The organism is Bradyrhizobium sp. USDA 4486 (assembly GCF_054057995.1).
In genome coordinates this window covers 7,749,214-7,765,123 of record NZ_JBSRZV010000001.1, presented here as the reverse complement: position 1 = coordinate 7,765,123, position 15,910 = coordinate 7,749,214, and the positions used below count along the sequence as shown (strand labels likewise).

Below are 15,910 nucleotides of genomic sequence, written 5' to 3'. Positions count from 1 at the left end.
AATGGCGTTGTCCGACATTGCATCCGGAGCGGGAGAGGGATCGGACGGCGAAAGCGCCGAAACCGGCACCTTTGCCCATATCGGCGGTCTTCTCGAGCATTATGCACGGAAGACGCCGTCGGCACCGGCCCTCCTCGCCCCTGGCCGGCCGGCCCTCACCTATGGCGGGCTGGGCGAGCTGATCCGGCATCTGGTCCGCACGCTGCGCGGGTCCGGCATCGGTCCTGCCGACCGCATCGCCGTTGCATTGCCGCGCGGCGCCGACGGCGCGCTGGCGTTGATCGCGGTCGCATCAAGCTGCGCCTGCGTTCCCGTCAACCCCGACCTGACCGCGGACGAGCTGCAACGCTATTTCAGCGAACTCGAGCTGACCGCGCTCGTCACCCGGGCCGACATGAACTCACCGAGTCGTGACGTCGCCAAGGCGCTCGATATCGCGGTGATCGATTTCGTGCCGGGACCGAAAGACGATCTCGGCGGCTGCGCATTCATCGGTCCGACGATTGCTCCAGCGAGCAGCAGCGGCGCTTCGCGCGCCGACGATGATGCGTTCATCCTGCTGACGTCGGGCACGGCGGCGCGACCGAAAATGGTGCCGCTGACGCAGCGCAATGTGTGCCTCTCCGCCCACAATGCCGGCCGCGTGCTGTCGCTCGCGCCGAACGACCGCCTGCTCAACGTCCTGCCGCTGTTTCACGCCCATGGCCTGATCTCCGGCCTGCTGACGGCGCTCGCCGCAGGCTCCAGCGTGATCTGCACCGATGGCTTCGACGCTGCATCCTTCTTCGGCTGGATGCGGGAGCTGCAACCGACCTGGTACACGGCTGTGCCGACCATCCATCGCGCGCTGCTGACAGCGGCGGAAGCCGACCCGGACCGCGCCCGCTCGTCGTCGCTGCGCGTGATCCGTTCGGCCTCCGCCTCGCTCGCGCCTGCGATCCTGAACGGATTGGAGACGACGTTCGGCGTTCCCGTGCTCGAGACCTACGGCATGACCGAAGCGGCCTCGCAGATCGCGGCCAATCCCTTCGAGCTGCGCAAGGTCGGATCTGTAGGGCGTGCCGCAGGTCCCGAGATCGCGATCATGGACGAGACCGGCCGGCTGCTCGCGAGCGGCGAGCGCGGCGAGATCATGCTGCGCGGCCTCAATATGAGCCGCGGCTATTATAATGACGAGGTGGCGACGCGGGCCGCGTTCCGCGACGGCTGGTTCAGGACCGGCGATCTCGGCTATCTCGATGCCGACGGCTACCTCTTCATCATCGGCCGCATCAAGGATGTCATCAATCGCGGCGGCCAGAAGATTTCGCCGCTCGAGGTGGAAGAGATCCTCTTGAGCCATCCCGCGGTGCTGGAGGCGGGCGTGTTCGCCGTTCCGCATCCAAAGCTCGGCGAGAACGTCGCCGCCGTCGTGGTGTTGCGGCCGAATTCCGCGGCGACCTCGGACCAGCTGCGCCAGTTCGCGCGGAAGCGTCTCGCCGCCTACAAGGTGCCGAGCCTGATCCGCCCCGTGGCGGCGCTGCCGAAAGGCGCCAGCGGCAAGGTCAAGCGCAATGCGCTCGCCGAGCTGATCGCAAGGACTGAGGACGCCGACGAAGAGCAACTGCCGCGCAATACGTTGGAGACCCAGCTCGCCACGATCTGGGCCAGCCTGCTGGAGCTGCCGCGAGTCGGCATCGATCAGGACGTCTTCGCGCTCGGCGCGGATTCGCTCGCGGTGACGCAGATGCGCTCGCGCCTGCGCGAACGCTTTGGCGTCGACTTCTCGTTCGAGGACATCTTCGATTGCGCCACGGTTACTGCGCTTGCGAGGCGGATCGAGACCGCCGTAAACCATCGTGAAGCCACGCTGCCCGCCTGGCGCCAGGCCAGAGGAACCGACGCGCCGCTGTCGTTCCAGCAGCAGCGAATGTACGTGCTTTCCCGGCTCGATCCGACCCGGTACAATTATAATGTCGTCGAAGTCGCGCTGCTGAAAGGGCAGGTCGATGTCGCCGCGCTTTCTGCGAGCCTCACCGCGATCTGCGCGCGCCACGAGGCGCTGCGCTCGGTCGTCGTGGAACAGCAGGGCGAACCGGCGCAGCGCGTGCTGCGATCGCCGCCGCGGTTCGATCGGATCAAGCTCAAGCCTTGCCCTGCCGGCAAGCAGCCCGCGGTCGTCAGGCGCGAGGCGCTCAAGCTCGCGCAATATCCATTTGATCTCTCGCGCGAGCCGCCACTGAAGGTCACACTGCTCTCGTTCGACAGATCCAGCCACGCGCTGGTGGTCAACGTCCATCACCTCGTCACCGACGGCTGGTCGCAGCGGCTGTTCTGGGAGGAGCTTGCCGCGCATTACGCTGCCGCGCGCAAGACGAGCGTGGCGGCGCTCCCCTCGCCGGCCTTCCAGTATCGCGACTTTGCGCTGTGGCAGCAGAGCTGGGCGCGGACGCCGGCGGCAAAAGAGCAGCTCGGTTACTGGAGGACCCAGCTCGACGGCGTCACCACGCTGCCGCTGCGGACCGACCGGCCGAGGCCGGAGGTCTGGAGCGGTCACGGCGCCCGCCATTATTTCGAGTTCTCCAAGACGCTGTCGGGCGATATCCGTGCGCTGAGCCAGGACCAGGGCGTCACGCCGTTCATGACGCTGCTCGCGACGTTCCAGTGCTTGCTGTTCCGCCACACCGGACATGAGGACGTCGCGACCGGGTCGCTGATCGCCAACCGTAACCAGATCGAGAGCGAGCGGCTGATCGGGCTGTTCGCCAACACGCTGATCCTGCGCAACGATTTCGGCGGCGATCCGAGCTTTGGCGAAATGCTGCGGCGAGTGCGGCAGGTCACGCTCGATGCCTACCGCAACCAGGACCTCCCGATCGAGGAGGTGCTGCGCGCACTGCAGGTGGCGCGAAGGACGGATGGCAATCCGCTGTTCCGGATCATGTTCATCCTCCAGAACGCCTCGATCGAGGCGGCGCGTTTCCCTGGCCTCTCGATGCGGCGGATCGAGATCGACCCGAACGTGGCGCGCTTCGACATCACGCTCGAATTGGTCGAGGCCGACGGCCGCTTCACCGGATTCTTCGAATACGCCACCGATCTGTTCGACGCCGAGACGATCGAGGACATGGTCAGGCAATTCAAGACCCTGCTCAAGGCCGCCATCGCCAATCCGGAGCAGCAGATCTCGCGCCTGCCGCTACTGACCGAGGCGGAACGCCGGCAGTTGCTGTTGCAAGGCCGCGGAGTCCAAATCAATTTTGGCAAGCGCGGCAATCTCGGCGAACGCTTCGATGCCCAGGCGAAAAAGACACCGTACGCGATCGCCGTGTCCGACGGTCGAACGTCCCTGACCTATCGCGAGCTGGCGCGCCGCAGCGCGGCGGTGGCGGGCTGGCTGGCGCGTGAAGGTGTCGGTGCCGAGAGCGTGGTTGCCCTGCTTGCGGAGCGCGGGCCCGGGCTGCTCGCCGCAATGATCGGCGTGCAACGTGCCGGCGCGGCTTTCCTGAACCTCGATCCCGAGCAGCCGCCGACGCGGCTCGCGACCATTTTGGGATCGAGCTGCGCCCGGGTGCTGCTGGCCGGCCGCGCGCAGTCGCCCATGGTCGAGGCGCTGCTCGAACCGCTGGTCGCGCGCATCCATGTGGCCGAGCTCGAAGACGCGATCGCGCCGGGCGCGACCAGGCCGGCCCGCGCCGCGCGGCGCGACGCCGCGAGCCTTGCCTATCTCATCTACACGTCCGGCTCCTCCGGCGCGCCGAAGGGCGTCACGATCGAGCAGCGCGGACTGTCCAATCATCTCGTCTCGCTCATCTCCGAGCTCGGCCTCACGGCCAGGGACGTGATCGCCCAGACCGCCCCACAGAGCTTCGTCATCTCGGTCTGGCAGTTCCTCGCCGGCCCGATGGTCGGCGGGCGCGTTCACATCTGCGCCGACGAGGTCGTGAAAGACCCGATCCGGCTCGCACAGGAGATCGCGCGCGAAGGCATCACGGTGCTGGAGGTCGTGCCGTCGCTGCTCCGCGTGATCCTCGATCGCATGGACGAGGCGCAGATCCGGCGCGCCTTCGCAAGGCTGCGGCTGCTGATCTCGACCGGCGAGCCGCTGCCGGTCGATCTCTGCCGCGCCTGGTTCGCCCGCTGCCCGAAAGTGCCGCTGATCAACGCCTATGGCGCGTCGGAATGCTCTGACGACGTCTCGCTGCATCGCCTGACCAAGGCGCCGGCGACAGCGACAGGCAACGTCCCGGTCGGCGCGCCGCTGCCGAACACCCAGCTCTACGTGCTCGATGCAAACCTCCAGCCGCAGCCGGTCGGGGTGGTCGGCGAGCTCTGCATCGGCGGCGCCGGCGTCGGCCGCTTCTATGTCAACGATCCCGCGCAGAGCCGGCAGCGCTTCCTGCCCGATCCATTTGCGCGCAAGGCCGGCAGCCGTCTCTACCGGACCGGCGACCTTGCCCGCCGCCGCAGTGACGGCACGATCGAATGCCTCGGCCGCGCCGACCATCAGGTCAAGGTCCGTGGCTACCGTATCGAGCTCAAGGAGATCGAGACCGCGCTGGCCGAGCATCCGGCGGTGCGCACCGGCATCGTCGAGCCGCGTCGCGAGGCGAGCGGCGAGGTCAGGCTGATCGCCCATATCGTCGCAAAACCGGGCAGCCGGAGCAGCGCCAGCGAGCTGCGTGAATTCCTGAAGACCCGGCTGCCGAGCCACGCCATTCCGTCGGCGTTCCTGTTCCTGGAGCAGGTGCCGCTCAACGCCCATGGCAAGATCGACCGGTCTGCGCTGCTCGCGCCGGCGCAGGTGGAGGCGTCCGGGCCGGATGCGGCCGTGCCGGCGCGGCGCTTCACCGAAAAGGTGCTCTCCGACATCTGGATCGACCTGCTCAAGGTCGAGAGCATCGGCGTCACCGACAATTTCTTCGATCTCGGCGGCCATTCGCTGCTGGCGGGCCAGGCGATGGCGCGCGTCGCCCGCGCGCTCGGCGTGTCGCTGCCAATCAAGACCATCTTCGAGGCACCGACGATCGAGCAGCTTGCCCGGCGGGTCGATGAGGCCGTGGCGGCAAAGCCGCGCAAGCTTGCCGCAACGGCGCCGCTTCTGACCGAGCGCGGACCTCCGACACTTTCGATCGCGCAGGACCAGATGCTGCGGATCGAGCAGAACCTGCCGGGACTGCCGCTGTTCAACCTGCCCTTTGCCTTCCATCTTCACGGCCCGCTCGATCCGGCCGCCCTGGCACAGGCGATCGATGATGTCGCAGCCCGGCACGAATCGCTGCGGACCGCGTTCGGCTGGAACGGCGAGGAGCCAACCACCCGCATCTTTCCGCCCGGAAAACTCCGCCGGGTGCTGACCGTCGAGACCATCGGCGACGGTCATCCCCACAACAACAAGCGCCGCAAGGCCCTGGAGCTCAGGAAGATCGGCCTCCTGATCGAACAGGAGACCTACACCCCGATCGACACCGCGCAGGCGCCGCTGCTGCGAGCCCGGTTGTTGCGGCTCCACGCGAACGATCACGTGCTGCTGCTGACGCTGCATCACGCCATCGTCGACGGCTGGTCGATCGGCGTGCTGTTCGAGGAGTTGTCGAGCCGCTATGCAGCGCTGGCCGGATATCCGTCGGTGCCGCTGCCGAAACCACCACCGGCCTTCGCGGACGTCGCACGCTGGCAGCGCTGGTGGTGCGGCACAGACGCCGCCCGCCGCCAGGCCGCCGACTGGACCGCGAGTCTGCGCGGCGCGGCGCCGCTCTTCGACGGCGAATCAAGCCCGGGTCCATCCACCGGCCATCATCCGGTCAGTCTCGAGCCCGACCTGATCGCACGGCTCACGGCCTTTGCCAGTCAGCACAATGCCACGCTGTTCATGTGCCTCCTCACCGGCCTGAAGGCCCTGCTGCTGGCGTGGACCGGCCGTAGCGACATCGCGGTCGCCACCGCGATGGCCAACCGTGCCCAGTCGCACACCGACCGAATCGTCGGCCCGTTCGAGAATACGGTGATCGTTCGCACGAGACTCTCGCCGGAGCTGTCGTTCGTGGAAGCCCTGGCCCGGGTGCGCCAGAGCGTGCTCGACGCGCATGCGCGGCAGGAACTGCCGTTCAATATCGTCGCCGACCATCTGGAGCAGGCGGGGATCGATCCGGCCGCCCTGCTCCAGGTCTATTTCACGCTGCAAAATCCGTTGCGGCAGCCGCTCGACCTGCCTGATCTCACGACAGCGTCGATCGGCAACATTGCACGCGAAGGCCAGCCTGTGCTGCCGATCGACCAGACCTGGCTCTCGCTGATGCTCAAGGAGCGTCCGACCGGAATCACGGGGTCATGCAATTACAAAAGCGAATTGCTCGACGGCGGTTTGGTCAGCGAGTGGATGGAAGATCTCGTCGCGCTGCTGGTGGCCGGAAGCGCCCAACCCAACGCACCGCTCGGCCGACTGCTCGCGCGCAGGGCGGCATGACCGGCTATACAGCACGGACGAATACGGGTTCACTCGCCAAAGCTGTGAATGAGCAAGTTGCATCTTGATTATTTGACGCCACCGCGCAAGATTATTCCCGTGTTTTGATTTGGACGATCATTTTTAACCGGGGGAGTGTGTTATGGGTTTCATCAAATTTACCAAGGGCACCTCGTTGAGCGACAAGGATCGCAAGGCCCTGCAAAAGCTACTGAGCGACGAGAAGAAGAAGCTCCAGGCCGCGCTGAAGGACGTCGACGTCAGCCTTTCGATGCTGGGCGGCGCGAAGAAGACCAAGAAGAAGAAGAGGTAAGACTCGCCGGCCGGGACGCCGCACGAATCTTCCAGCTTCATTTACGGAAATCAGCCGCTCGCACCTCGAGTTGGGGTCTCGCACAAGCTTGCGTCTGTAAACCGGCCTGCAAATCGACAAGAATTTGCCCGGGTGGACCGTTACAAGCGGTCCACTCAGTTGATTCTTGCTCGGTTGCTTCTTCTGTCGGGACCGGCAATCCAGCCTCCGCCCGATGCCAAAGGCCCAATTGATGGCAGACGACAGAATTGAACTGTTTGTCGGATTGATCGAGACCATTGACGCGCCGGGCGCCGCCGATGCGTGCCGCCGCCTGCTGTCGGTCGACGAACGCGTCCGCGCAGACCGCTTCATGTTCGAGCGGCACCGGCGGCAATATATTTTCGCGCACGCGATGCTGCGCTTGGCGCTGTCCCAGGTCGCGCCCAACGTCGCGCCCTCCGACTGGTCGTTTGGTGCCGGGCGATATGGACGGCCGTATGTCGCGGCGCCCAAGACCTCGACCGCGCTGCATTTCAGCCTGTCGCATGCCGACGGCTGCGTCGCCTGTGTCGTGTCAGGGCATGAGGCCGTCGGCGTCGACGTCGAAACCGTGTCGCGGCGCGTCGCACCGCTGTCGACCGCGCTTCGCTTCTTCGCGCCGGAAGAGGTCGAAACCTTGCGCGGACTGCCGGAGCCTGCCGCGATCGAGCGCTTCTTCGATTACTGGACGCTCAAGGAGGCCTATCTCAAGGCCAGGGGCTTCGGGCTCAATCTGCCGCTCGACGCCTTCGCAATGCAGGTGTCGCGCGAGGCGATCGAGATCAGCTTCAAACCGGATATCGCCGACGATCCCCAGGGCTGGCGCTTCTCACTTTGCTCGCCCTCCCCCTCGCATCGCCTCGCGATCGCCGACGGCTCGCGTGCGGACGGCGGCCTTCCGATCAGGCGCAACGCCTGGCCGTTCCAGGAAGCGGCGGAATGACGCCGCCGCGGCTGCGCGTCTTCCCGGCGATCTCGCGCAACCGCGACCCCAAAAAATATGTCGGCGAGCTGATGGGCGTCGCGCAGTTCGCCGACCGCAACGGCTTCGAAGGCATTTTGCTGTTCGAAGGCAATGACGTGTTCGTCGAGCCCTGGGCGATGGCCCAGCACATCATGGCGGAGACGACGCGGTGTTCGCCGCTGATCGCGGTCAATCCGGTCTACATGCACCCGTTCACGGCGGCGAAGTTCGTCTCCTCCTTCGCGCAGCTCTACGGCCGCAAGGTCTATCTCAATATGATCACGGGGACCGCGGTCAGCGACTTGCAGGGGCTGGGGGACGAGCAGTCGCATGGCGACCGTTATGTCAGGCTGGGCGAGTTCGTCGCGCTGATGCGCCAGCTGCTCTCGAGCCCGCGTCCGGTGAACATGGAGGGCCGGTTCTACCGCGCCAGCAATTTGCAGCTGCGTCCGCGCCTGCCGGCGGAGCTGATGCCCGAATTTCTGATCGCAGGTCAGTCCGAGGCGGCGCAGCGCGTGGCAAAGGAGACCGGCTGCATCAAGATGCAGATGCTGCCGCCCGACCTCGATCAAGGTCTCGATGCGCCGGCCGTGAATTTTGGAATATTCGCCCGCGAAAGCCGCGAGGAGGCGCGGCGGGCGGCGAAGGCGCGCTTTCGCGATAATGTCGATGATCGCGAACTGCTGGCGCTCACGGTGGAGAACAGCGACTCCGTGTGGAAGCGGCGGCTGTATGAGGGCCAGAGCGGCGAGCTTCAGGACAATGGCTACTGGCTATTGCCGTTTTTGACCTTCCAGGCCGACTGCCCCTATCTCGTCGGCAGCTACGCAGAGATCGGCGCGAAGCTGAAAGAGTTTGCCGCGAAAGGCCTGACCACGATCATGCTCGACATGGTCGCGGACGAGACCGAGATGCAGCACGTCTGCAAGGCGCTCGCGGCGAGCGGGATGTTTTGAATTTCGGCCGGCGCTCTCTCCACGTCATGGCCGGGCCTTGTCCCGGCCATCCACGCCTTGCTCCACGGCGCAAAGGACGTGGATGCCCGGGACAAGGCCGGGCATGAAGACCTACTCGGGGAGAGGTGAAAGCCTCACCTTGCCTCTTCAAACCCTGCCAGCACCGAGGTCAGGTTCGCGCCCAGAATATCCGAGAGATAGCCGCCTTCCTGCACGAACACGGTCGGCAGACCGAGCTTGGCGATGGCCTGGCCGATACGGCGGAAGCCGGGCGTGGTGACGGCAAGGCCCTTCAGCGGATCGTGCTCGGAGGCATCGAGGCCGAGGGCGATGACCAGGGCGCCGGGCGCGAAGGCCTCGATCGCCTTGCGCGCGACGTCCATTGCCTGAATGTAGCCGTCATCACCGGTGCCGATGGCGAGCGGGATGTTGAGATTGGTGCCGAGGCCGGGGCCCTCGCCGCGCTCATGCGCATAGCCCCACACGAACGGATAGTACGCGACGGGATCGGCATGGATCGAGATCGTGTAGACGTCCGGCCGCGCGTAGAAGATGCCTTGCGTGCCGTTGCCGTGATGGACGTCGACGTCGAGGATCACGACGCGCTCGTGCTTGAGCCGGAGATGTGCGGCGGCGATCGCGCTGTTGTTGAGGAAGCAGAAGCCGCCGGCCATATCGCGATAGGCGTGATGGCCGGGCGGACGGCAGAGCGCGTAGGTCGCATCCTCGCCGTCCATCACCATTTGCGCGGCGGTGACAGCAACGTCGGTCGCAGCGCAGGCCGCGGCCCAGGTGCCGGGACCGATCGGCGCCGCGGTGTCGGCGGTGTGCCAGCCGAGCTTGCCGACGATATGGGTGGGATAGGTCGCGGCATGACGCACGGGATGGATGTTGCCGATCATCTCCGGGCCGGAATCGCCGAGCGCCGTCCAGGCGTCCCAGGCTTCGCTCAGGAACGATAGATATTCCGGGCTGTGAATGCGTGCACGCGGGCCCTGCCCGAATGTCTTGGGCTCGACCAGTTGATGCTTGCCGTCCTTCAGCCCCTTGAGCAGGCGGTCGGCGCGCTCGGGTTGCTCGGTGGTGCGCTTGACGACGCCGCGAACCAGGAAGAATTGCGGATCGTGGCTCCGGTGCAGTTCGGTATGGACGGCTTTCACTCAAACACTCCGTGGTCGCGTGCTCTTGGGTTAGTGCCACAGATGTCTTGATCCCTGCGGCGGCCGGATGCAAGCAAGAAGAATGCCGCCTCTCATCGCGCCGCTCTGCGCGGAAGCAGAACGCCTCTGATGCTCTTTTAGTTGAGCATGATCTTTTCGGAAAACCGCTTCACACTTCTCCGGATCATGCTCAGCAGCGCCCGCGCTGGAGGCAGTGCTCGCGGCCCTCCTGGTCGGTGCGGAAGGCCTCGATGAAGCCGCCCTGGCGCTGGGTGACGATGACGGTCTTGCCGTCGCTGCCGCCGAAGGCGAGATTGGTCGGCTCCTTGGCCCTGAGCGCGATCTCGCGCTCGACTGCGCCATTGGGCCTCATCACCGCGATGGTGCCCTTGAGAATGCGCGCAACGAAAAGACGGCCGGCGACATCCGTGCGCAGGCCGTCGACGGTGTCGGGCTGGAACGCCTTGACCATCTTTGCAGCAGTGAGCTCGTTGCCGTTGATCGCGTAGGACCAGATCTGGCCGTTGCTGGATTCCCCGACATAGAGCGTCTTGCCGTCGGGGCTGAGATCGATGCCGTTGGTGGTGCCCATCGCACGCGGCGCCGACATCACCTGCCCCTGCACCGAGCCATCGGCGGCCTTGGCGATGCGCCAGATGTGGCCTTCCCTGCCCTTCCAGTTCGGATCGCTCGCATAGATCGTGCCGTCGCGCGCGACCGTGATGTCGTTGGGCTGGCTCATCTCGTCGGAATGAAACCACACGACGGGCTCGGTCGCGCCCTTCGGGATCGCGAAGATGTTGTGCTTCTTGTAGTCGGCGATGAACATGGTGCCGCTGCGATCGAAGCGGATGGCGTTGCCGACGCTGCCCTCGGGCAGCGCCGTGAACAGCTCCGACGCCGCACCACCTGCCGGCAGCCTGCCGATAGTGCCGGACTTGCCAAAATTGACCACGAACAGATTGCCGTCGAGATCCGCCGCTGGCCCTTCGATGCCGAAGGTGTATTCGCCCGGCGGCGTGACTTGCACGCTCTCGAACAGCTTCGTCTCCGCTTGCGCGGACGCCGCCGCGATGACGAGGAAAATGCTACCGCACAGGCACCAGAAATTCCTGCCGGATGTAATAGCCATCGTCGTCGCTGCACTCGCCGTTCAGATAGGGATCGGCTGGCCGGAAGAACCGGCTGAAGCCGGATTTGTCTACAGCGCTCCTTTGTGTCACGACGACGACCTTGCCGGCCGGTATTTCGCCGCATTCCTTGTTGGTTTTGCCAAAGAACTTGCGTTGCGGCGGACCGGCCTTGATCTGCATCCGCGTGCCCGGAACCATTTTTGCAACCAGCAAATCCGCGGTGTCGAGCAGGCGCGTGTAGCCGGGCTCCGTCTTCGGCAGGCTCTCACCGCCGGGCGGCATCAGCTTCTCCGCGCCGAGCCCGCGCAGCCGCGTGCGCAGCCTGCCGGACTCGGGGTCGCCGGGATAGATCCAGCCGTCCTGCGACAGCATGAAGCGCAGCACCGCCTTGTCCTTCTCGGCATCCGACTGTCCCGCCTTCAGGCCGAAGTCGGAATGGCAGCCGAGGCAATGCTTCTCGACGAGGCCCTTGCGCAAGCTGGTGAGGCGGCTGCTGTTCTGTACGTCCCTGGCAACGAAGGCCGCGAGCTGGTCGATCACCGACTGGCTGCGCGTGTCGCAGGGGAGCGGCTGACGCGCTTCGCCTTCAGCGCGATCGACGCGGATCACGGTCTGATTCTTGTCCTCCACCAGCCAGATCGCGCCGTCCTCGGCGACCGTCATGCCGACTGGCGCGCCTTGCGGCCGCGCGCCGTTGACGCGGTGCCAGCCCGCGATCAACTCCTCGAACGGTGCGGCCGCGATCTCGCCGGCCTCGGTCTGAAAGCTGTGGGTCGGATCGGCGGCACAGCTGACATGGTAGCGCACCGGCGCCGGGGCGGGTTTTGGGAAGCCGTGATCGTCGACGTCGTAGATAAGGACGCGGCTGCCGGTCGGGCGATAGCCGTGCAGGCCGACCAGCAGCTTGCCCTCGAGCTCCGGAAATTTTGTGCCGTGATAATAAAGCATCGCGAGCGGCGCCCCGTGCGGCGGCAGCAGCGAGAATGGCGGCTTGTAGAGCGCATTGGCAGTGCAGAGGGACTTGTAGACGCCCGATTGCAGCACCAGCCTGAATTCGGGGCTTGGCGTCGAAAGGTCGTAGCAATAGGGCCAGCCATAGTGCCTGCCCTGCTCGATCGCGTTGATCTCCTCATTCGGCTTGAAGATGTCGGGCAGGTCGCGCCCGTTCTCGCCTTGCAGGAAGGCGTAGCCGGCGTCGGGGAAATTCGGATGCAGCGCCAGCGCCATCGAATTGCGCAGCCCCCGCGCGTAGACCGTGTGCGGCGGATCGGGATCGTTCGGCTTCAAGGCCGGAAAGACGCCGCCCGCGGGCGGTGTGAACAGCCAGATCGATGCCATCGCGGAGGCGCCCTCGGCGGCCGCGCAAGGCTTTGTGATCGGCGCCGGCGTGATGCAGTCGTCGCTGTGCGAGCCGACATTGACGAACAGCCGACCATTTTTATCAAACACGAATTGCTTGAGCGGATGCGCGCTCTCGTCGAGCTTGGTGCCATCGGGCAGCTTGATCCGCCGGCCCGGCATATGACGGATGATGGTCTCGACCGTGCTGCGCGGATTCTCCGCCTGCGGATCGAACCGGAAGATCGCCTCGGCGCTCGAAGCATAGAGTTTCTTGTCCGGCCCGATCACGAGGCCGAACGGGTACTCAACGTCAGTCAGCAGCTCCTTGAAGCGCTGGCGCTGCGGCGCGTGCGGATCGAGCAGCAGTAGCCGGCCATTGGTGTGGCCCCAGCCACCCATGTCGGCGACCACGAACAGGTCGCGGCCCGGCACCTGGACGATCGAGCGCGGAAATTTGAGATGGTCCTCTTCGCTGCCGACGAGGCCGGCGCAGAAGCCCGCCTTCATGTCGATCTGGATTCTGGGAAAGGCGAGATCGCCGCTGCCGCAGAGTTCCGTGCCGAGCGCGTAGCCGCTCCTCCTCACCGGTTCGGAGGAGGCGACCGGCGCGACACCAAGCAGCACGCCGGCGAGGATCGCCGCCAACCGGCGTCGGTATCTGCGCGACAATGTGAGCTGATTCACGGCGGCCCCCAGATTTTCCCGTAAAGCTTGTTCCATGCCGCCCATACGCCGTCCAGTCGATCATCACCCCGCTGTGATTAAACCTGTAACGAGCTTGGAGCCGACCAATCTCCGTAATTTCCCTTACCGGGCTCGCCCCGAATGTTTCGCGAAGGCCTCGGGTGGTATCGGTTTGCCGTCCCAATCGCTCCCAATAGGAGACGCATATGGTCCAGGTCTACTTTCACTGCTCCAACACCGAGGGCACGCTGATTGATCGCAGCGGCGCTGCCGTGGCCAACCTGACTGAAGCGCGTGATCGCGCCGCCCAGATCATGAGCTCGATGATCCTGACGCCCGGCGCCGAAGACTGGCGCGACTGGGTAATCCATGTCAGCGGCTCCGATGGCGAAGATCTGTTCGATCTCCCCTTCACCGCCATGCTCGGCAAGCCGCATTGAGATGGTGCCGTGCTGCCACTGAGCCTCATTCGCCAGCCGCTGAGCTTCGTCGCCGCCAAATGGCAGAAGCTGGTCCGGATCGCCGGCAATCCCTATCGCCCCGAGCTTCACTACATGCGCGGGCCCGGCCCGAAATGGCACGCCAAGTATGAGGCCAGCCGCCTGAACCGCGGGATTTGAGCGCGGCGGCTTCGCCGTTTTTCAATTAACGGTCTCTCCACTCATGCCCGGGCCTGTCCCGGGCATCCACATTTTGGCCTCCACGAAACAATGTGGATGGCCGGGGCCTAGGCGAGCGGAAGCGACGCCGTCCTTCGGACCACTATGCCCGGCCATGACGGCTTGGGAAACTCTACCGCCCCTTAAACTTCGCCTTGCGCTTCTCGACGAAGGCGTTGCGGCCCCTCGATCGCATCCGCGCTCTTGCGGTGGCGATGTCCTCGCCGAGTGCTTCCGAGGCTCTTAAATTCTGTCCTGAGCAAATCCGCGCTCCGCGCCGGTGAGGACCAGCGCACGGACGTCGTCATCTCCTGTCATCTCGGCGCTGGCGGCGGCGAGCGCGCCGAGCAGGTCCGGCGTCATCGCGTTCAGGCTCGCGGGCTCGTCGAGCGTCAGGATCCGACCGCGCCATCCCGCGCCTGTTTCACACCTGCCATGTCGCTCCTCCGTTTGTTCTCGTTGACGGCAATGTGCCATCCTCCGCGCGCCCCGCCAATGCTGAGCTTCCCCGCCAGCGCCACAACGCAAAAACAACAGAGATCAAGACGACATCATGCCTCATCAGTTCAGCCTCAGCCAAACCGTCCGCAAGCCCGCCGTCACATCCAAGGGCGGCATCGTCGCCTCGCAATCGCAGCGGGCGGCTGAGGTCGGGGCGCAGGTGTTGGCGGCGGGCGGCGATTGCGTGGACGCGATCGTCGCGACCACCTTTGCGCTGAACGTGCTTGAGCCCTGGAACAGCGGCATCGGCGGCGGCGGCGCGATGGTGCTCTACCGCGCCAAGGAAAATCGCTATGACGTGATCGACTACGGCATGTGCGCACCGCAGAGCCTGCGCACCGCCGACTACCCGCTCAGCGGCGAGGGTGCGGCCTCCGACCTGTTTCCGTGGCCGCGGGTGAAGGACGATCGCAACATCCACGGTCCCGGCTCGATCGCCGTGCCTGGCGTCGTCGCCGGCATGGAGGAGGCGCATCGCCGCCACGCCAAGCTGCCGTGGAAGGATCTGGTCGCGCCGGCCGCCAGGCTCGCCGGCGCAGGGCTGCTGGTCGATTGGTGGACCACGGTGACGATCGCGGGCGCGGCGGCCGATCTCCGGCGCTATTCCGCCAGCGCGGCGGCATATCTGAAGGACGGCCTGCCGCCGAGTGCACCATGGGGCGTCAAGTCCGAGACGCGGCTGCCGCAGGACAGTTTGAAAGCAACGCTGTTGCATCTCGCCGAAGCCGGGCCGCGCGACTTCTATCAGGGCGATCTCGCCCGGAGCATCGCCTCCGACATCAAGGCCGATGGCGGCTCGCTCTCGGCGGAGGATCTCGCCGCCTTCCGCGCGCATCTGCGCGAGCCGCTGGCGATCCCCTATCGCGACGGCAAGGTGTATGCGACGCCGGAGCTGACGGCCGGGCCGACCATGGCGCATGCGCTGCGGCTGTTGCAGCAGAGCCTGAAGCCGGGAAGCGCGCCGGATGCAACCGCCTATGTCGAATATGCGCTTGCTTTGCAAGCGGCCTTCCGCGAGCGGCTCAAGGACATGGGCGATGCCGACGGCAAGCGCTCGCTCGGCGCCGAATATCTCGCGCCCGCCTGCACCACGCATTTCTCCGTGGTCGACCGAAACGGCAACATCGCGGCGGTGACGCAGACGCTGCTCTCGTCCTTCGGCTCGAAATACGTGACGTCACACAGCGGCATCACCATGAACAACGGCATCATGTGGTTCGATCCGACGCCGGGCACCACCAACTCGCTCGCGCCCGGCAAGCGCTGCCTCTGCAACTACACGCCCGTCATCGGCGAAACCAGGGACGGCAAGCGTCTCGCCGTCGGCGCCTCCGGCGGCCGCCGCATCCTGCCCTCGGTGATGCAGCTCGTGTCATTTGCGATGGATTTCGGCATGGACTTGGATGCCGCCATCCACCAGCCGCGCATCGACGCCAGCGAGGGCGCGATCGTGATCGGCGATGCCCGCCTGCCAGCCGACGTGCGCAAGACGCTGGCAGAGCGCTTCGATTATGAGGAGAGCCTGGTGCAGGCGGTGCCGCAGAAGTTCGCCTGCCCTAGCGTCGTAATGCGCGAGGGCGACACCAATTCGGGCGCGGTCGATATCTTCCAGCCCTGGGCCGACGCAGTGGCGGAAGGTTGAGGCTTAAGCAAAAACGATCGGGCCGTGAGCAGCACTGCACCTCTCCCGCTTGCTTGCGGGAGAGGTCGACGCGCACAGCGCGGCGGGTGAG

At 65.7% G+C, this 15,910-nt stretch carries 10 protein-coding genes; 7 read left to right on the top strand and 3 right to left on the bottom strand.

What is annotated here, in order from left to right; genetic code table 11:
- Position 1: 1 nt before the first annotated feature.
- From ACVWY3_RS36685 to ACVWY3_RS36670, 4 genes are all read left to right on the top strand, one after another.
- Entirely contained in the window at positions 2-6,445 is a 6,444-nt protein-coding gene (locus ACVWY3_RS36685; RefSeq protein WP_456842799.1) for an amino acid adenylation domain-containing protein, read from the top strand.
- Between the two features lie 142 nt (positions 6,446-6,587).
- Positions 6,588-6,758: a hypothetical protein gene (locus ACVWY3_RS36680; RefSeq protein ID WP_456842798.1), complete on the top strand. Its 171-nt coding sequence runs from the start codon at positions 6,588-6,590 to the stop codon at positions 6,756-6,758.
- 232 nt (positions 6,759-6,990) lie between these two features.
- Entirely contained in the window at positions 6,991-7,722 is a 732-nt protein-coding gene (locus tag ACVWY3_RS36675) for a 4'-phosphopantetheinyl transferase family protein (protein ID WP_456842797.1), read from the top strand.
- Positions 7,719-8,699 carry an LLM class flavin-dependent oxidoreductase gene (locus tag ACVWY3_RS36670; RefSeq protein ID WP_456842796.1) on the top strand — a complete coding sequence of 327 codons (981 nt, stop codon included), beginning with the start codon at positions 7,719-7,721 and terminating at the stop codon, positions 8,697-8,699. Before ACVWY3_RS36675 ends, ACVWY3_RS36670 begins: the two co-directional genes overlap by 4 nt.
- Before the next feature lie 134 nt (positions 8,700-8,833).
- Here the strand turns inward: ACVWY3_RS36670 and ACVWY3_RS36665 are convergent, their stop codons facing one another.
- From ACVWY3_RS36665 to ACVWY3_RS36655, 3 genes are all read right to left on the bottom strand, one after another.
- Entirely contained in the window at positions 8,834-9,859 is a 1,026-nt protein-coding gene (locus ACVWY3_RS36665) for a histone deacetylase family protein (protein WP_456842795.1), read from the bottom strand.
- Positions 9,860-10,049: 190 nt separating this feature from the next.
- Positions 10,050-10,991 carry an SMP-30/gluconolactonase/LRE family protein gene (locus tag ACVWY3_RS36660; protein WP_456842794.1) on the bottom strand — a complete coding sequence of 314 codons (942 nt, stop codon included), beginning with the start codon at positions 10,989-10,991 and terminating at the stop codon, positions 10,050-10,052.
- Positions 10,948-13,017, bottom strand: coding sequence for a PQQ-dependent sugar dehydrogenase (locus ACVWY3_RS36655; protein WP_456842793.1), 2,070 nt, complete (start codon positions 13,015-13,017; stop codon positions 10,948-10,950). Before ACVWY3_RS36655 ends, ACVWY3_RS36660 begins: the two co-directional genes overlap by 44 nt.
- A gap of 206 nt (positions 13,018-13,223) precedes the next feature.
- Here ACVWY3_RS36655 and ACVWY3_RS36650 point away from each other — a divergent pair, with 206 nt between their 5' ends.
- From ACVWY3_RS36650 to ACVWY3_RS36640, 3 genes are all read left to right on the top strand, one after another.
- Entirely contained in the window at positions 13,224-13,457 is a 234-nt protein-coding gene (locus ACVWY3_RS36650) for a DUF6894 family protein (protein WP_027562577.1), read from the top strand.
- Between the two features lie 9 nt (positions 13,458-13,466).
- A complete protein-coding gene (locus ACVWY3_RS36645; protein ID WP_456843587.1) occupies positions 13,467-13,637 on the top strand; it encodes a hypothetical protein in 171 nt (56 codons plus the stop codon).
- Between the two features lie 592 nt (positions 13,638-14,229).
- Positions 14,230-15,819 (top strand): gamma-glutamyltransferase family protein, encoded by a 1,590-nt coding sequence (locus ACVWY3_RS36640; protein WP_456842792.1) that lies wholly within the window; start codon positions 14,230-14,232, stop codon positions 15,817-15,819.
- Positions 15,820-15,910 lie beyond the last annotated feature (91 nt).